This is a genomic window from Paenibacillus massiliensis subsp. panacisoli DSM 21345 (genome assembly GCF_000426545.1).
GTDB lineage: Bacteria > Bacillota > Bacilli > Paenibacillales > Paenibacillaceae > Paenibacillus > Paenibacillus panacisoli.
On sequence record NZ_AUFO01000020.1, the window covers coordinates 100,306 to 118,462 of the forward strand.

The 18,157-nt window shown below is 50.8% G+C and carries 14 protein-coding genes; 13 read left to right on the forward strand and 1 reads right to left on the reverse strand.

The genetic code is table 11. The annotated features are described in order from the left end of the window. Positions 1–17: 17 nt before the first annotated feature. Both K331_RS0116930 and K331_RS29775 read left to right on the forward strand, forming a co-directional pair. Complete coding sequence (locus tag K331_RS0116930; protein WP_028591221.1) at positions 18–1,178, forward strand: alpha/beta fold hydrolase; 1,161 nt, start codon at positions 18–20, stop codon at positions 1,176–1,178. Positions 1,179–1,578: 400 nt separating this feature from the next. Further along, the gene (locus K331_RS29775) at positions 1,579–2,598 is read left to right on the forward strand and encodes a hypothetical protein (protein ID WP_051289882.1); all 1,020 of its coding nucleotides are present in this window, start codon (positions 1,579–1,581) and stop codon (positions 2,596–2,598) included. A gap of 292 nt (positions 2,599–2,890) precedes the next feature. Here the strand turns inward: K331_RS29775 and K331_RS0116940 are convergent, their stop codons facing one another. Beyond that, positions 2,891–3,805, reverse strand: a complete 915-nt coding sequence (locus tag K331_RS0116940; protein ID WP_028591222.1) for a DMT family transporter — start codon at positions 3,803–3,805, stop codon at positions 2,891–2,893. A 289-nt stretch (positions 3,806–4,094) separates the two neighbouring features. Between K331_RS0116940 and K331_RS0116945 the strand changes: the two genes are divergently transcribed. The 11 genes from K331_RS0116945 (at position 4,095) to hydE (ending at position 18,059) form a co-directional block, all read left to right on the forward strand. Further along, a complete protein-coding gene (locus tag K331_RS0116945) occupies positions 4,095–5,243 on the forward strand; it encodes a DUF2264 domain-containing protein (protein ID WP_028591223.1) in 1,149 nt (382 codons plus the stop codon). A 99-nt stretch (positions 5,244–5,342) separates the two neighbouring features. Then, positions 5,343–6,830, forward strand: coding sequence for a DUF5060 domain-containing protein (locus K331_RS0116950; protein ID WP_028591224.1), 1,488 nt, complete (start codon positions 5,343–5,345; stop codon positions 6,828–6,830). A 406-nt stretch (positions 6,831–7,236) separates the two neighbouring features. Further along, complete coding sequence (locus K331_RS0116955) at positions 7,237–7,587, forward strand: Na-translocating system protein MpsC family protein (RefSeq protein ID WP_028591225.1); 351 nt, start codon at positions 7,237–7,239, stop codon at positions 7,585–7,587. A gap of 206 nt (positions 7,588–7,793) precedes the next feature. Further along, complete coding sequence (gene fdhF / locus K331_RS0116960) at positions 7,794–9,938, forward strand: formate dehydrogenase subunit alpha (RefSeq protein ID WP_028591226.1); 2,145 nt, start codon at positions 7,794–7,796, stop codon at positions 9,936–9,938. Continuing rightward, positions 9,935–10,618 carry a 4Fe-4S dicluster domain-containing protein gene (locus K331_RS29780; RefSeq protein WP_036635139.1) on the forward strand — a complete coding sequence of 228 codons (684 nt, stop codon included), beginning with the start codon at positions 9,935–9,937 and terminating at the stop codon, positions 10,616–10,618. Before fdhF ends, K331_RS29780 begins: the two co-directional genes overlap by 4 nt. Before the next feature lie 90 nt (positions 10,619–10,708). After that, positions 10,709–12,136, forward strand: a complete 1,428-nt coding sequence (locus K331_RS0116970; protein WP_036635140.1) for a [FeFe] hydrogenase, group A — start codon at positions 10,709–10,711, stop codon at positions 12,134–12,136. Then, complete coding sequence (locus tag K331_RS0116975) at positions 12,133–12,714, forward strand: 4Fe-4S dicluster domain-containing protein (protein ID WP_028591228.1); 582 nt, start codon at positions 12,133–12,135, stop codon at positions 12,712–12,714. The genes K331_RS0116970 and K331_RS0116975 overlap by 4 nt, the downstream gene beginning before the upstream one ends. Before the next feature lie 35 nt (positions 12,715–12,749). Beyond that, positions 12,750–13,964, forward strand: a complete 1,215-nt coding sequence (gene moaA / locus K331_RS29785; RefSeq protein WP_051289884.1) for a GTP 3',8-cyclase MoaA — start codon at positions 12,750–12,752, stop codon at positions 13,962–13,964. Between the two features lie 21 nt (positions 13,965–13,985). Continuing rightward, positions 13,986–15,491: an aspartate ammonia-lyase gene (locus tag K331_RS0116985; RefSeq protein ID WP_156897676.1), complete on the forward strand. Its 1,506-nt coding sequence runs from the start codon at positions 13,986–13,988 to the stop codon at positions 15,489–15,491. Positions 15,492–15,496: 5 nt separating this feature from the next. Further along, the gene (gene hydF / locus K331_RS0116990; RefSeq protein WP_028591230.1) at positions 15,497–16,768 is read left to right on the forward strand and encodes a [FeFe] hydrogenase H-cluster maturation GTPase HydF; all 1,272 of its coding nucleotides are present in this window, start codon (positions 15,497–15,499) and stop codon (positions 16,766–16,768) included. Positions 16,769–16,967: 199 nt separating this feature from the next. Beyond that, on the forward strand, positions 16,968–18,059 hold the full coding sequence (gene hydE / locus K331_RS0116995; protein ID WP_169718356.1) for a [FeFe] hydrogenase H-cluster radical SAM maturase HydE: 1,092 nt from the start codon (positions 16,968–16,970) through the stop codon (positions 18,057–18,059). The last annotated feature ends 98 nt before the right edge of the window (positions 18,060–18,157 follow it).

Sequence of the window (18,157 nt, forward strand, 5' to 3'; positions counted from 1 at the left end):
AAGGAGGGATGGAGCGAATGAATAATGCGATTAGTGAGCGTGATTTTTGTTGCATACGAGATGGGTTAACCATTCGTGGAAAAGAATACTTGCCACAGGGAGATCATCTTCCGGCTGTCATCGTCAGTCATGGATTCGGTGGGAATTCCATGAATCTAGTGGACTATTGTATGGCACTTGCATCATGGGGCTATGCCGCGTTTTGCTTTGACTTCTGTGGGGGCTCTGCCAATGGGGAGGGGAGAAGTGACGGAGAAACGACGGACATGACAATCCTGACCGAATGCGAGGATCTCAAAGCTGTTATGCATGATATTGTAAAGCTGCCTTTTGTAGATGCCAAGCGATTGACTCTCATGGGCTTCAGCCAGGGTGGATTCGTCTCGGCTCTCGTAGCTGCACAATGCCCGGACGAAGTAGAGTCGCTAATCCTCATCTATCCTGCACTCTGTATTCCGGATCATGCACGCAGCGGCACCCTCGCCAACTCCTCATATCATGTCCACGATGTTCCAGAGCTTATTGATTGTGGGCAGATGCTAATCAGTAAGAAGTTCCACGATGCCGTGGTAGAGATGGATCCGTTCGACGAAATTAGGCCCTATCATGGACCCGTGCTGCTGCTTCATGGCACAGCGGATGAAATCGTACATTACAATTACTCCATTAAGGCGAAGGAATGCTATGAACCAGGGCAGTGTCACCTGCAGCTGATAAAAGATGCTGGACATCAATTTACGGAAAAGCAGACCTCTAGCGCAATCGTATCCATCCAACAATTTTTACTTGGCAAAAAAGAAGTGTTAACGATCGACATACAGATTACAGGCAGAGAGCTTCGGAGGGAAGAAGGTACTTATAGACAGATTGCAATATTCTTCACAGGCAGCTGTGAAGGTCCATACTTTACAGGTCACATTTTACCCGGAGCTGAGGATGTACAGGAGTACTTTGGGAATGGAGTTGTCAAGCTTCGAGCTGAATATATACTGGAGGGCACGGACTATACGGGTGAGAAGTGCCGATTACATATTGTGAACCAACGGATAAATGAGGAATGGAAGCCGAAGGTGAATACAGACAGCAAGGCACTCGCATTTCTAAATTATTCTGATTTGACAGCAGTCCTTGAGGGATATTCAGGGGGATTAACGGTACGTATTTTTTCAGTGCTGTAAGTGTGTAGCTGTGTAGATAGTCCGCCTCATTTCAACGCAAACGTCCAATGAGGCGGATTAATTTTAGGCTGAATATTGCTTAGCATTGTGTGTGGCCGAGCTGTGAGTGGATTGTCTGAGCAATATCGTTACCAGACCTAATATCACAGAAAGAATGCCCACCCATACAACATATTTCACACCCAGGCCTGATATAAATAAGCCGCCAAGCGCGGCCCCTACGGTGGTTCCAATGTTGCACGCGGATATAAACAAACCAATAGACTCAGGGAAATTGTCGCATATCTTGAATCTTTCATCCCAAAAAAAAACAGGCTAACATGGAGGGAGTTGGTAATTATTGTAGAAGTATTTATCTTACGGAGTGCAAGTCAATTTAAAAACCGCGGGAGGTATGAGCGTGGCTTCAATTATCCTGCCATTCTATGAGCCGACATTTTACACATACAATATCTATGGAAGTGTCACTTCTATGCTCTCGAACAACGATCATTACTTGCCCTGGTTGTACAATAATTTCATTCAGATTCGCTATGTGGAGGACTGGGATTCCTACTTTTTCGATAACCATCATACCTTGCTGGATAATATTCCATGGATTAATCATCATATCATCCCCCGTGATATTCTGAATCGAAAATGGGAGAGCCTTACGGATTTTATCATAGAATCTCTTCATTCTAATTATTATCTTTACTTCTACGTAGACCGCTCCTACATATCTGTATCTAAGCAATATCAGCAAGTAAGTCATTGGCACGAAATATTGGTGTATGGCTATGATGAACAGAAACGAACCTTTCTGATGGCGGACAATTTGGCCGATGGTAAATATATAAAGACGGAGTGTCCAATCGAAGAGATCGAGCAAGGGTACTACAGTATAGTTAGCGATAACGAATTTTTCAAGAATGTCCATCTTCTCAGCATTCGTGAAGAACGGGATTATTCGCTGCAGATTGATCAGATCGCTGAGTCGATTCGCCGCTACTTGAATTCATCGATCACAGTGGATCTAAGCTTCAAGGAGAAGACGCTGTTCGGCATGAAGGCGGTGGAACATTCGATTGAGAAAATAAAGGACAAGCTTCATTCAACATCATTTGTTCAATTCGATCGTAGAGCCTTTCACCTGTTCTGGGAGCACAAAATAATAATGCTGCAACGCTTGCGGTATTTGATGGAACTGTCGATTCTGAAGCCAGACGATGACGTGATCGAACGCTATACCCTGATTGTGCAGCAGCATGAGTCACTAAGAAATCTGGTTTTGAAATTTAATTTTAAAAACGATAAAATGCTGTTCAGCCGGATCGAACAAAAGCTGCATACGTACCTTCAGCTTGAGCGCACACTGCTCCATCGCGTGATGAAGGAACTGGATGATTATGCTGTATCCGCACAGCAGAGAGCCTATTGATTCGATAATCATGCTCAACTTGCTGAATATCAACACCAAAAAGGACTACAGGAACTAATATAAACAAAAGGAATAAAAAATCAAAAGGAATAAAAAAAGCCGCTCTGTTGATATTAGCGGCTTTTTACACATTAGTCCATACAATATGGAAAAAATCTCGGGGCATATATAATGAATTAGATACATTAATCCATATGAACGATTTCAACTTAACAAGAGATCTATTGTTGATTTAGCAAGCATGTGTGTGTTATTCACCTTGCTTGTCGCTTACCTGCGAAGTCAGGGCACATCACGTAGGATGCTTGTCCCTACTTGAAGGAGAGAGAGCGTATGCGTACCGATGACCTTGTTTTTTTCGCTGCTCCATCCATTGAGAGATAAGTATTCCGCTCACTACCAGTATAGCTCCTACATATCCCTGCAAGGTCAATCGTTCTCCCACGAAAATAAAGGCAACGACAGCAGCGAATATAGGCTCCAAAGCATACATTAATCCCAATTGCACAGGTGCGATATATTTTAGAGATATCGACTGGGCAATGAAGCAAAAAGCGCTGCAGACCAGGCTGAGAGCCAAAATAGCCAACCAACCATTGAATGTGGCAGGAAGGACCGGGGACTCGAAAAAGAAAGAGAGAATCAGTGCAAAAACGGCTGTGAAGCCCAAGGACAACACGCCCACCGCAATTGAATCGCATTTTTTCACCGCTGCACCAGTGACCAGAATATACAGCGCATTACAAATTCCCCCTGCAATACATAGTATATCGCCCGGGTGCATGCTTAGCTCGCTATTCAAGGTCAGCATACCGATCCCGGCGATAGCCAGCAGAGCACCGATCAGATGACTTTCCTCCATCCTTTTACGGAAAAGGATTACATTTAACAAAGGAACAAAAATAACTGTGAGCCCGACTAGAAAGCCGGCATTTGAGGTGCTGGTGGTCTTCAGACCAAACAGGATAAAAGCGCATACCCCAAGTAAAATACCTCCGAGCAGCGCTCCGTAACCAATAGTTGTTTTGTCGATAACACGCAGGCGCTTGTAAAAAATAGCAGCTGTTACAATAAAGGCAATTCCGAACCGAAGCGCAAGCAAGTTAAATTCTTCGATGGACTCCAACCCTAATTTCATGAACAGGTAGGAAAATCCCCATCCAAGAGTAACGAGCAAAACAAGCAAATTGGCCTTATGTCTATTCAATTTGACACGCATCCTTTAGACAGTGTAGTGAGTGTGAAAATGCCAGCGTGAAAGTTACACTGCCGAATTTCCTAGATCATTATACTCCCATTTTTGAACCATGCAAATTAAAATTTCGTTCAGCCAAAATGGAGAAAAAAGATGGGGGATTTGCTTCTAAATTTGACTTTGAAAAGGATAGTTTTGGGAGGATTTTTGGATCACGACTCGTATTGTATTACCTAAGGAGAACTCTCCAGACAGCTATTCAATGTGGGGAGATTAAGGAATAAACAGGGAGGTACAGAGCATGGTTCATGACACAACGAATCGAGATCAATGGCTGGAGTGGATGCTGCAGATTGGTAAGCCGGTACTGGAAGCACTAGCTGAACGAAAATTAAAAGAACGAATGCCCATCCAGAGCAAGCAAGCAGGTAGAGAAGAGTATACTTACTTAGAAGCCTTAGGGAGATTGCTTGTAGGGATGGCTCCTTGGTTGGAGCTGAGTGGCTTATCAGGTAAAGAAGAAGAGCAACGCAGTATGATGGTGCATTTAGCGAGAGAGGCTATTGATGCTGCTACGGACCCTTTGTCACCGGATTTTATGAATTTTGCAAAAGGCTATCAGCCTATTGTTGATACCGCTTTCTTGTCCCATGCCATGATCCGGGCCCCGAAGGAGCTGCTCAACGGTCTTGATGTAAGAGTAAAACAAAATGTAGCCAACTGCTTAAAGGCGACTCGCTCAAGGAAGCCTCCGTACAACAACTGGTTACTGTTCGCAGCCATGACCGAGACGGCGCTGCACCAGCTTGGCGAGGATTGGGATCCGATGCGGATTGATTATGCCTTGAAGAAGCATCAGGAGTGGTATTTAGGTGACGGTGTCTACGGAGATGGGCCAGAATTTCATTGGGACTACTATAACGGATTCGTCATTCAGCCTATGCTAGTCGATATTTTGCAGACCATGGGATCACAATTGCCAGATTCGGAACATTTGGTTGCAGACGTTATTCACAGGGCAGCTCGTCATGCGTCGCAACAGGAACGGCTGATTTCTCCCGAAGGAACCTTCCCTCCAATCGGACGCTCACTTGCGTACCGATTTGGTGTATTTCAGTTGCTATCACAGGCGGTGCTTCAAGGCTGGCTTCCCACGGAGATCGCTCCTAACCAAGTCAGCTGTGCGCTGACTGCCGTTATCCGTCGTATGATCGAGGAGCCTGGAACCTTTGACACGGACGGCTGGCTGCGCATAGGATTCTGTGGCGATCAGGAGGGGATTGGCGAAGGATACATTTCTACGGGCAGTCTGTATCTATGCACTTCCGTGTTTCTGCCCCTTGGACTACCACCTGAGCATCCATTCTGGCATGGAGAAGCAGACTGGACCTCCAAGAGGGCTTGGGCAGGTAGACCGTTCCCCATAGACAAGCACTTAAACGAAAGCTGACATCTTTATTAAGCTCTGTACTACGTTCGACATGTCGGATGTTGGGTTGGCATAAACGTCTTGTATTGATAGTTATTATGAGAAAGGTGAGGAATTATCATGGAAAATACGATGTGCCAAGAAACGGTCGCTCAATGGGAAAGGTTCGAACTTCGGTTACCAGGACCCATCGAAGACAATCCCTACGTCGATGTCGAATGGAGTGTCATTTTTCGCCATGAAGAAAAGGAAATCACGTCTGCTGGCTTTTATGCGGGAGATGGTCTGTATATCACCAGGTTCATGCCTGAAGTCAGCGGAAAGTGGACATACGTAACGCATAGCAACACGCCTGAGCTGAATGGGGTACACGGAAGCTTCACTTGTGTCACTGCAGCACACATGGTTCACGGTCCAGTCAGGGTGAAGGATGAGAATCATTTTGCCTATGCGGATGGCACCCCATACTTCCCGTTCGGTACGACAGCGTACGCTTGGATTCATCAGGCGGAAGCCATGCGTACGCTAACGCTGCAGACACTTGCGGAGGGACCTTTTAATAAAATTCGAATGTGTTTATTTCCCAAAAATTACTCATTTAATGTCCATGAACCGGAGTCATTTCCTTTTATGGGCTCGCCAGCCATGGGCTTTGATAAAGCACGGTTTAACCCGGTATTCTGGGAGCATGTCGAGCGCTGCATCGAATCGTTGCTTGAGCTTCATATCGAAGCGGATGTAATCTTGTTTCATCCGTATGATAAAGGTCGATGGGGCTTCGACCGCATGTCTGCGGAGGAGGACGAACGATATCTCCGTTATGCCATCGCACGACTTGGGGCTTATCGGAACATCTGGTGGTCCATGGCGAATGAATATGATTTCATGAGGGACAAATCAATGCCGGACTGGGAGCGTCTGGTAAGCGTTGCATCAGAGGCGGATACTCACCATCATCTATTGTCCATTCATAACGGGACAGCGATGTATATTCCTGAAAGCGTTATAATGTATGATCATACTCGCTCTGAGATTACCCACTGCAGCATTCAACACTGGGACGTCACGTTGGTCACGGCATGGCGAGAGCGCTATCAGAAGCCAGTTATTGTTGATGAGTGTGGTTATGAAGGGAATTTGCAGCAACGGTGGGGCAACCTGAGTGCCGAGGAAATGACGCATCGTGTCTGGGAAAGCTTCACCCGCGGTGGATATGCGAGTCACGGCGAGACATACCTACACCCCGATGACGAAATCTGGTGGTCCAAAGGGGGGAGGTTATATGGACGAAGTCAGGAGCAGATACGCTTTCTACGCAGCATTGCCGAGGAAATGCCTCCTGATACGCAGCCGATCCCGCTTCGTGACGTGCCTGCACTCGGAGTGAAGGGTTCATATTACTTGCATTACTACGGCCAACATCAGCCAGGCTACCGTGAGCTTGAGCTCCCGGAGGACGTAGATTTTTCGGCTGAATGGATCGACACGCAAGGCTTAAGTATCACCAAGTTACCTTTGAGCTATCGCGGAAAATGCCGCATCCCTTTGCCTAGTAAGCCTTATTATGCGCTTCGTATTCGTGCTGAGGAACATGCCTCATCAAAGTGAACTAGCATATGGATCGTACATTGTGAGCTGTGATCCAGCCCCCGTCTCCCAATGAAGCATGTCCACCATCCAATATAAAGCGCACCATATACATTGCCATGGGAACCATTCTAAATAAGGGCTTGGATTTCTATCGGCTTAGCTTTGAGGCATTTGGGGATCTGCTGTACTTAGCCCTACAATGACAATAGGCTGACAGACCGTGTCCACCCCAGAGGGAGCACTTTCGGCTGTGCAATGATGCGAATCGCAGCATGGGTGCGAAGAGGGGTTGATTTCTGCTTATGAACGCTAATATTGGGCCAAATCCGTCCTATTTTGTGAATTGACATTATTTTGCACGGAGCTTAACATATGAATCAGCGATGAAATTCCAAAAAAAGGAATGATTGGATCGTGATTTGGTATGGCTGAAGCTGCTTATGAATATCAGGAGCGTATTCGCAGACTGGCTGTCAAAATCGTGAAGCATTATCGGGGCAAAGGTCCTGAGCTGGTGAAGGTGAAGCTGGATAGTGAGTCACAGATTACGATAGAGATTAAGGGGATGCTATCGAGTCTATCTGAAATATTACTGAGGGAGGGCGCGGAAGATCTCGTCACAGAATATTGGAAGGTACTGAGACCTTACCTGGAGCGCGGATTTATGGATGAGGTAATGGCGACGATCGGAAGTGCATTCTCGTATTCCTGGCAGCTTCCTGATCTAGAGCAGGAGAGCAGTACAGTCATTATTCAGCTTCATAAGACGGTTTGATTAAAGAGAAAGGGTGGCAAAGCCCTTCGCTTTTTAATAAGCCATTACAGAGTTGCGGCGGAGAAGCTGCATCCTTTGTATTGGCTTTTTTTATTGTAATTTTGTCTTATTGCGGCTTATGCAGACAGTAGATTAGCAATTGATTTCTAGCTGAAACCTACGTTTATCGCATGTTATGTGTATAAATTCACAAGGAGGTCAATTTCATGGAAGAAAAGGTTCGCACAATATGTCCTTATTGCGGGAGTGGCTGTCAAATGTATCTACGTGTCCAGGATGGACAGATTGTCGGAGCAGAAGCGGCGGATGGCCGCACGAATGAAGGGAACCTGTGTCTGAAGGGGCATTATGGCTGGGATTTCCTCCATGACCCGCAGCTGCTAACCTCGCGTCTACGTCACCCTATGATACGCAAGGAAGGGAAGCTGACCGAGGTGGGGTGGGAGGAAGCTATTCAGTATACTGCGGCCAGACTGCTAGAGATTAAGGACAAATATGGCGCGGACTCTATCATGGGGACAGGCTCCGCAAGAGGGCCTGGCAATGAAGCGAACTATGTAATGCAGAAATTCATGAGAGCGGTCATTGGCACGAACAATATTGATCATTGTGCGCGGGTATGTCACGGTCCGTCTGTTGCAGGTCTGACTTATTCTCTGGGGGATGGCGCGATGTCCAATTCGATTCCGGAGATTGAAGATGCGGATATGCTGCTGATCTTCGGCTATAATGCCCCGGCCACTCATCCCATCGTAGCCCGTCGGATCGTGAAGGCGAAGCAAAAAGGAGCCATGCTCGTAGTAGGTGACCCGCGTAAGACCGAGTCCGCGCGCATTGCCGATCTCTGGCTTCCACTCAAGGGCGGCACGAACATGGCACTGGTTAATGCTTTTGGACATGTGCTTATTGAGGAGAAGCTGTATGATGCAGATTTTGTAGCTCGTTATGTGGATGGGTTCGGTGCATATCGCTCTGCTGTAGAGAAGTATACACCAGAATATGCAGAGACGATTACCGGGGTACGTGCAGCAGATATTCGTCAGGCGATGCGCAGCTATGCGAGGACGGACAAGGCGATGATTCTATATGGCATGGGCGTATGCCAGTTCGCGCAGGCGGTAGACGTGGTCAAAGGCCTGGCCTCACTTGCGCTGCTCACGGGACATTTTGGTAGACCCTCTGTGGGCATTGGGCCTGTACGGGGTCAAAATAACGTACAAGGCTCTTGCGATATGGGCGCATTGCCGAATGTATATCCGGGCTACCAGGCAGTCACAGATGAGCAGGTACGACGTAAATTCGAGGAGGCCTGGGGAGTCGACTTGCCGGATAGACCAGGGTATCGGCTGACCGAGGTACCGCATCTCATTCTGAAGGAGCAGAAGCTCAAGGCCTATTACATTTTTGGCGAGGATCCTGTACAGAGCGATCCGAATGCTGCCGAACTGCGGGAAGCATTGGATCAGCTCGAACTGGTCATTGTGCAGGATATTTTTATGAACAAGACGGCCCTGCATGCGGATGTAATCCTGCCAGCGACCTCGTGGGGTGAGCATGATGGGGTCTATTCCTCAGCCGACCGAGGCTTCCAGCGTATCCGCAAGGCAATTAAGCCCCCTGCCTCGGTCAAGCCAGATTGGCAGATTATTAGCGAGCTGGCCACGGCGATGGGATACCCGATGAGCTACGGCAGCACCGAGGAGATCTGGGATGAAATGAGAGGGTTATGCCCAAGCTTTGCCGGGGCAAGCTACGCCAAGCTCGATGGACTTGCAGGCGTGCAGTGGCCTTGCCCGTCAGAGGAGCATCCAGGCACTCCTTATCTTTATAAAGGTCATAAGTTCACTACTCCGAACGGCAAAGGTCAGCTATTCGCATGTGAGTGGAGACCACCGCTCGAGCAACCGGATCAGGAATATCCGCTTGTGCTGTCGACGGTGCGCGAGGTAGGACATTATTCGGTTCGGACGATGACGGGCAATTGCCGCGCGCTTAGTCTGCTGTCCGATGAGCCTGGTCGAGTGCAGATGAGCCCCGAGGATGCCACTTCACTGGGCATTGAGGATGGTCAGCTGGTACGTATCGTCTCACGTCGGGGACAGGTCGTATCCAGGGCCCTGGTAACAGATCGTGTAGCCAAAGGAGCGTCGTACATGACGTATCATTTCTGGATTGGGGCATGCAACGAGCTGACCGTAGATGAGCTGGACCCGGTATCGAAGACACCAGAGTTCAAATACTGCGCGATTCGGATTGAGGCGATCGCGGATCAGCCTCAGGCCGAGGAGCAGGTACGCCGTCAATATCAGCTACTCCGTGAGCAGATGCTGGTAGGGGAGCGCAGGGGATGAGTGCTGTGGGGCCCAATGCGCTGGTCATTGCCGAAGCGGATAGATGCATTGGCTGCAAGGCTTGTGAGCTGGCCTGCTTTGCAGTACATCACCGCCATAACGGGGTACAGGCTGCAGTAGGAACGGTCACCATACCTGTTCTTCCTCGGCTGTATGTCATTCGTGATGACAGCTTCACCATGCCAGTCCAGTGTCGTCATTGTGAGAATGCACCTTGTGCCGAGGTATGCCCGGTGCAAGCCATCCGTCAGACAGAAGGGATCATCGACATTTCAACTGATGCATGTATTGGCTGTAAAGCCTGCTCACTCGCTTGTCCATTCGGTGCGATCAGTCTGTACAAGGCATACAGTGCAGGTGCGGAGGTCAGGCAGGAAAGACTGCGACAGCAAGAGGTGTATGAGCGACAGGGAAAGCGAAATGGGGACAATAGCAATGGCATCAAGTCTAAAATGGTCGCCTATAAATGTGATCTGTGCCGGGAAGCTGATCTGAGCAGCTTCGAAGGGCATGAAGGGGAGGAGGAACTGAATGCACCTCCGAATGCGGTTCGCGATCGTGTGCCTGCTTGTGTGACTGTCTGCCCGGTGAACGCTCTGAAGCTGATCAAGCCAGCGGCATTGCCTTCGCACAAAGCAGCACCCGTACCTGTCTATGGTCGTGCGAATCCGATGCTCTAAAGCTCGTAAGGTATACAGGATTAACAATTATAAAAGCTTGAGCAAGCCCATAAATTCCATCTAAAAAGAACCAAAAAAGGAATGACTGCCATGTCAAATAGTGAGCTTTTCGTTCAAATTGATGCAGAGCTGTGTACAGGCTGCCGGCAGTGCGCAACCGTATGTCCGGTAAACGCCATTGCGGGGGAGCCTGGTCAACCACAGACGATTGATACAGACAGTTGTGTGCTCTGCGGTCAATGTGTGCAGATTTGTACCTCCTATGCAGCTGAAGGCAACGAGGAAGGCAAGTACCTCGCTGCTCTGAGAGAACGGCGTGGACAACTGCCATCTGTACGTGAGCCGCTCTTCGCAGCCTACTCGACCGGACAGGTACTGAAGGTGAAGCAGGCACTCAGAAGCGGGCAGCTGCAGACGGTCGTCCAGTGCGCTCCGGCAATACGTGTATCGCTTGCAGAAGAATTCGGCCTGCCCTTCGGTACGCTTACTCCTGGTAAGATGGCAGCCGCACTGCGACGCCTGGGGTTTGACCGCATCTATGATACCAATTTTGGTGCAGATGTGACCATTATGGAGGAAGGAACGGAGCTGATCGGACGTGTGATGGCAGGGGAGCGGCTGCCGATGTTCACAACCTGCTGCCCTGCCTGGGTCAAGCATGCAGAAACGGCGGCTCCTGATCTTCTGGAGCACTTGTCCAGCTGCAAGTCTCCGATGCAGATGGTAGGCGCATTAATCAAGACCTTCGGAGCGCAGCTGGATGAAGTTGACCCGTCGCACATTTATAGTGTCGCGGTCATGCCATGCACATGTAAGGCGTTCGAATGCAGCCGTGAGGAAATGGAGGTCGACGGACATCGTGAGGTGGACGTGGTCATTACGACCCGAGAGCTGGCTCAGCTGATCAAGGATGCTGGTATTGACTTCGAGCAATTGCCAGATGAGCCTTTTGATGCGCCACTTGGTCTGTACTCCGGTGCCGGTTCCATATTCGGTGTCACCGGGGGCGTGATGGAGGCCGCGATCCGCACCGGGTATGAGCTCATGACTGGGGAGAAGCTGATGGAGCTCCAATTGGATTTTGTACGTGGTGAGGAGGGGATTCGCACAGCGGAGGTTCAGGTAGGTGAGCTATGCCTGCGAGTAGCAGTAGTAGCCGGTCTTCAGTACGTCCAGCCTGTGCTGGATCAGATACGGGAGGGAACCTGCCCATATCATTTCGTTGAGGTAATGGCTTGTCCGGCAGGCTGTATCAGCGGAGGCGGTCAGCCGAAGCTGCTACTGGAGACACAGCGCAAGCAGGCATATCTGGCCAGGAAGACCGCGGTCTATCGTCATGATGCCCATCAACAGGTTCGCAAGTCACATGAGAATCCCGCCATTATTGAATTATATGCGCAATTTTTAGGGGAGCCGCTGGGACATGTATCTCATCATTTGCTGCATACTGTGTTCCGATCAAGAAAGCCATCGTCCTGTCCTCCCCTACAGGCAGGAAGGAGAGCTGAATCAAGATGAATAGCTTTGTCATTGCTGATCCCGAACGCTGTATTGGCTGTCGCACATGCGAGGTGGCTTGTGCCACGGCCCATGCGGGGGAGAATATGCTGCTGTGTTCGGAGGAGCAGGTCCCCTTTTACCCCAGATTGAGAGTGATGGAGACGAATGAGATTACTGCACCTGTACAGTGTCGTCACTGCGAGGATGCTCCATGTGCCAATGTCTGCCCTAATGGTTCCATCGTGAACCGGGGCCACAGCATTTACATCAATGAGAGCACTTGTATTGGTTGTAAAACCTGTATGCTGGTCTGCCCGTACGGAGCGATTACGATGATTCCCGCTTATAAGAGCGGCAGAAAGGAATATCAGGCAGGCCTGCGCATGAGCAACGGTGGAGGCTGGAGACCCAAGGAGCGGATGGTTGCAAGTAAATGTGATCTGTGTGTGGACAGCGGACAGGGGCCAGAGTGTGTGCGGATCTGCCCTACACAGGCGCTGCAGCTGGTTCAGCCCAAGGAGCTGGAGCTGGAGATTGCCTCCAAAAGATTGAACACGGCACGCACATTGCGGCAGTTCGGTGGTCTGATTCGGTAGGGGTGTGAATTTTTGCTAAAAGGCAGGTGAAGCACATGCTCAATTCCTTGAAGGATTCCTTTGGTCGTGTACACACTTATGTACGTATCGCTGTGACAGAGCATTGCAACTTGTCCTGCCGCTATTGTAGGCCAGCGCTCAAGGACATGCTTGGTCGTGAACAACCGCTGAATACATCAACGGATGTACTTACGGATGATGACATTGTGTCTGTGGTGTCGGCTATGGCGGAGATGGGAGTCAAGAAGGTTCGGCTTACCGGCGGCGAGCCGCTGCTGCGACCAGGATTGGCTGCACTAGCTGCCAGACTACGCGCTATTGACGGCATTCAGCGGCTTGGGGTGACGACGAATGGCATGCTGCTGGCTGCGCAAGCTTACTCGCTGCGGGAAGCTGGGGTGACGGACATGAATATTAGTCTGGATTCTCTGCGACCCGCGACATTTGCGGCGATTACTGGAGCTGATGTCTTTGACCGCGTATGGAGAGGGCTGGAGGCCAGCTTGGCCGCCGGCTTTGAGCGAGTGAAGCTGAACGTCGTGTATATGCGTGGAACGAATGACGATGAGGTGGAAGATTTTTTGCGGCTGACTCTAAAGAGACCGGTTGCCGTCCGCTTCATCGAATATATGCCCATCGGACGCAACACGAAAGGCTGGGCCGACAGCTATAAGCCACTGACAGGTGTATTGGAGCTCTGTAAGAGAGTTGGCTGGAGGTATGAGGCCGTTGCTGAGGTCGGAAACCAGGCGAGCAGCAAGGCTGAAGGCTGTCTGGAGACGTTGGGCGGACCCGCGCGTTACTACCGAATCGACGGGGCGACTGGTTGCTTTGGCCTGATCTCGCCGATCAGCGAGCATTTCTGTGCTGTCTGTAATCGCTTGCGATTGACGGCGGACGGCTGTATAAAGTCCTGTCTCTACTGGAATGAAGAATCTGACATCAAGCCGTATCTTGGAAATCACTTCGAGCTGAAGCTAGCCCTACAAAGGGCGCTGGGCCTCAAGCCGCTTCGCCATGGCATGGGAGCCTCAGCAATGTCCTGCAGGACCTCAGATCATTCCGCACATTCCATGTACTCTGGCTGTCCATCACATTCTACCTGCTCCACCTGCACAGCAGATGCAGTGAAGCTAGGGCAATCAGCACAAACGGAACAGTACCTGTCGGTGCTACCAAGACTGCAGGATGAGTCACAGCATGGGAGGCAAAAAGGGACAGCTCGGCAAATGTCGCAGATTGGAGGATGAAGATAGGAGGATGATGTAAGGATGAAGCAGACTAAGCATCTAGACGCTGTGGAGCATTCGGCTCCCTCGTGTAAGCACAGGCAGGCCTTTCGACAGGAGCAGGATGCGCTAGGCTCTTTGCCTATTCCCGCTGAGGCCTATTATGGCGTCCATACCATGCGGGCGAAGATGAATTTTGCAGTCAGCTCGCGTCCAGTGAACCTAAGACTCATACGAGCCGTGGTTCTTGTGAAGAAGGCAGCTGCCCGTGTGAATGGCAGAAGTGGCGAATTGCCTGTCGATAAGGCAAGAGCTATTGAGCTGGCTTGCAATGACATATTGGCTGGTGAACTGGAGGAGCAATTTGTTGTGGATGCTTATCAAGGGGGCGCGGGGACAAGCACGAACATGAATGTGAACGAAGTGGTAGCGAACCGCGCGTTGGAGCACATGGACGAGCAAAAGGGCGACTACCACATCGTTCATGCCATCGATGATGTGAATCGCTACCAATCTACGAATGACGTCTATCCGACTGGCCTTCGTATAGCCTTGATTCCGCTGGTAAGGGAGCTGGCGGAGGCGATGGCGTGCTTGCAAGCCATCTTCCAGCTCAAGGAGCAGGAGTATGCAGAGGTACTTCGATTGGGCCGCACTCAATTGATGGATGCCTTGCCCATTCTGGCAGGGCAGACCTTCGGGGCTTATGCGAAGGCAGTTGCCAGGGACCGCTGGCGGCTCTATAAGGTGGAGGAGCGGCTGAGAGAAATTCATATCGGAGGTACAGCGGTAGGTACGGGTATGAATGCTCCGCTTGCTTATGCATATGCCATGACAGACGAACTGCGCGAGCTGACAGGGCTTGGCCTGTGCAGATGCGATTATCCGATGGATCCGACGCAAAATATGGACATCTTCGTAGAAGTATCGGGTCTGCTAAAGGCTGCGGCCGTGAATCTTCTTAAAATCTCTAATGACTGCCGACTGCTGTCGTCTGGACCAGCTGGTGGAATAGGTGAATATGTCCTTCCTCCAGTACAGGCAGGCTCCTCACTCATGCCGGGCAAGGTAAATCCGGTGATGGCTGAAATGCTGGGCTGCGTAGCGATGCGCGTAATCGCAAACGACACGGCAGTGACGCTGGCCGCGTCACACGGTCAACTGGAGCTGAATGCGTTCATTTCGCTGTTAGCGGAGGCGTTGCTGGAATCGCTAGAGCTGCTCATCCACGCCGTCCCCTTGTTCCAGGAGCGCTGTATTGCAGGCTTGACACTGGATGAAGAGCGCTGCCGAGAGCATCTGGAGCGTTCTGGTGTACTGGCGGCAGCCACAGTGGCGTACCTCGGCTATGATGCAGCCGCGGACTTGCACAGGATAGCTGCCTCGTCAGGTCGACCCTTGGAGGAAATGCTGCTGGAGCAAGGGTTAATGACACCCGAGCAAATCCGTCAGGTGCTGAGCCCCTATGCTGTGACGAGTCCTGGCATTCCTGGGCGTTCAAGAGAGAATAACGAACCGGTCTGCGGGACGAAGGAGGGAACGATGTGAATCGCTTGAGCATGAATCACACGCCGCGTGGCCAGCGACCGCATATTGCCGTGTTCGGGCGTTGTAATGCGGGGAAATCAAGCCTGATTAATGCGATCTGTGGGCACACAGCAGCGATCGTATCCCCGGTAAGCGGCACGACGACGGACCCGGTCTATCAAGCCATGGAGCTGCTCCCGGCCGGTCCGGTCGTGTTCATTGATACCGCGGGACTGGATGATCACAGTGTGCTCGGCAATGAACGTTCACGTGTCGCACTAAGCATATTGCAAAAGACGGATATGGCGCTGTTGGTCATTGATCCAGAGTATGGTGTCGATATGCTGGAGCAGGATCTTATTCACAGGTTGAAGGCAACAGCCCCTCACATCATGCTAATCATAAATAAGCTAGATCGTATAGATGGTGGGCCAGCGGATATACAACAGTACTGCGATCGCATCGTGCTCCAGCTCGGGGCAAGCTCCGAGCTGGAGCTGCACGCGGTGAGCAGCCTCACACATAGCGGCATTGTCAAGCTGAAGCAGGCGATGGCTGTCAGACTGGCAGCTCAGGAGGAGGAGCGCTTTCGGCTCGTAGGCGATCTGTTGCAGCCAGGAGAGCTGGCGGTGCTCGTCGTTCCGATTGACAAGGCTGCACCGAAGGGACGGCTGATATTGCCACAGCAGCAGGTAATCCGTGACATTTTGGAATGTGATGCCACGGCTGTAGTGACCAAGGAGCATGAGCTCGCACATACACTGGCTTCATTAGGTCGCAGGCCCAGTCTCGTCATTACGGACTCTCAGGTATTCATGAAGGCCGCTGCGGATACGCCCTTGGACGTGCCGCTCACATCGTTCTCGATCCTGTTCGCCAGAGCCAAGGGGCATCTGCCGCAGCTCGTCAAGGGAGTACGCTCGATTAGCACTCTGAAGGAAGGGGATCGGGTCCTGGTTGCCGAGGCTTGCACTCACCACCGTCAATGCGATGATATCGGTACGGTGAAGATCCCTCGCTGGCTGCGGGAGCGGTGCGGCAAGAAGCTGTCTATTGAGCACGCCTCAGGCGGCGAATTGCCCCCATCGCTGGACTCCTTTGCCCTCATTATCCACTGTGGTGCATGCATGCTGAATCGCCAGGCTATGCTGAATCGCCTGGCTGCGGCAGCAGCTGCCGGGGTACCCATCGTGAATTACGGGATGTTCATCGCCTATGTGCAGGGAGTGTTCCCGCGAGCGATTGAGATCTTCCCTGAGGCGCGCTTGGCCTGGGATGAGCCTGTGTTCAATCCTTAATAATTACACTGGATACGATACTAGAAGTCTCGATGGAAAGGTAGATCAGACATAACAGCGATCGTAAGGGTTCTTTTGTTTGGAGCTTTGCTTGGGAGCTTAGTTTGGGGCTTTGCTCGGAGCGAAGTTACGCACCATAGTTCTTTGGGATCGTTTGCGTACACACCTTAATCAAAGGATGCAATAGGCTGCTGTAGGAATGGAGGGAGGCCCAACGAATCACCTCATAAGCAAACTTGGCAGTCAAGGTACACTAAGCAGATTCGAGCTGATTTCGCTGATCGACTCTCTTGATGAGTCTGTGCATCAGCATTTACGGCGTACGGCACACCGTGTACGTGTATCTATGTATGGCAATAGCGTATATGTGCGTGGGCTGATCGAATTCTCGAATATTTGCAAGCAAAACTGCCTGTATTGTGGACTGCGTTCAGGCAATAAGCAACTGAGCCGTTACCGTCTGTCGCTTCAGGAAATTATAAAATGCTGCGATGAGGGCTATGAACTCGGCTACCGAACCTTCGTCCTGCAAAGCGGCGAGGATGCTTGGTATACAACCGACCGACTGGCCGAGTTAATACACTCCATCAAACAGTCCTATCCAGACACGGCCGTCACGCTCTCCATCGGCGAGAGAAGCAATGAATGTTATACACGGCTGTACGAGGCCGGAGCCGATCGATTCTTGCTGCGCCATGAGACAGCATCACGTGCGTTATACGATGCTCTGCACCCGACAATGCAATTCGAGCAACGGCGAGAGCGGCTGCACGCTCTTCAAAGCATCGGCTATCAGATCGGGGCAGGCTTCATGGTCGGCCTACCGGGACAGACTTCAGCCGACTTGGCGGAGGACCTGCTGTATGTACAGGAGCTGCAGCCGGATATGATCGGGATTGGCCCTTTTTTGCCGCATAAAGCAACCCCGCTCAGGGATCAGCCCCCAGGTACAATAGAGCGTACCCTTGATATGATTGCACTGGCCCGACTGCTGGTTCCGCAAGCATTGATTCCGGCCACGACGGCAATGGGCACGGCCCACCCGCAAGGACGGGAGCTGGCGCTGCTGGCAGGTGCCAATGTCGTCATGCCGAATCTATCACCGATGTCCGTGCGCGATAAATACATGCTCTATAACAACAAAATCTGCACAGGAGACGAATCTGCACAATGCCGTTTCTGCCTCGAGCGGCGCATTGAAGCAGTTGGACTCTATATGGATATGGGACGCGGTGATAGCCTGAAATACCTGGACCGAAGCGGGCAGCCTATCGCTCCATTCTTGTCATAGAAGGAAAAGGCAATGACGCAGGGTCCCGCACAAGTTGGCGTAGTAGACGAGATGTAACAACGTGCATTTGTCGGAAAACGGCTCCAAGTATCACCATC

Bases quoted from the DNA above. Each gene is read 5' to 3' on its own strand.
- K331_RS0116930 (WP_028591221.1), top strand. From the start codon at position 18: ATGAATAATGCGATTAGTGAGCGTGATTTTTGTTGCATACGAGATGGG.
- K331_RS0116945 (WP_028591223.1), top strand. From the start codon at position 4,095: ATGGTTCATGACACAACGAATCGAGATCAATGGCTGGAGTGGATGCTG.
- K331_RS0116950 (WP_028591224.1), top strand. From the start codon at position 5,343: ATGGAAAATACGATGTGCCAAGAAACGGTCGCTCAATGGGAAAGGTTC.
- K331_RS0116955 (WP_028591225.1), top strand. From the start codon at position 7,237: ATGGCTGAAGCTGCTTATGAATATCAGGAGCGTATTCGCAGACTGGCT.
- fdhF (WP_028591226.1), top strand. From the start codon at position 7,794: ATGGAAGAAAAGGTTCGCACAATATGTCCTTATTGCGGGAGTGGCTGT.
- K331_RS29780 (WP_036635139.1), top strand. From the start codon at position 9,935: ATGAGTGCTGTGGGGCCCAATGCGCTGGTCATTGCCGAAGCGGATAGA.
- K331_RS0116970 (WP_036635140.1), top strand. From the start codon at position 10,709: ATGTCAAATAGTGAGCTTTTCGTTCAAATTGATGCAGAGCTGTGTACA.
- K331_RS0116975 (WP_028591228.1), top strand. From the start codon at position 12,133: ATGAATAGCTTTGTCATTGCTGATCCCGAACGCTGTATTGGCTGTCGC.
- moaA (WP_051289884.1), top strand. From the start codon at position 12,750: ATGCTCAATTCCTTGAAGGATTCCTTTGGTCGTGTACACACTTATGTA.
- K331_RS0116985 (WP_156897676.1), top strand. From the start codon at position 13,986: ATGAAGCAGACTAAGCATCTAGACGCTGTGGAGCATTCGGCTCCCTCG.
- hydE (WP_169718356.1), top strand. From the start codon at position 16,968: ATGGAGGGAGGCCCAACGAATCACCTCATAAGCAAACTTGGCAGTCAA.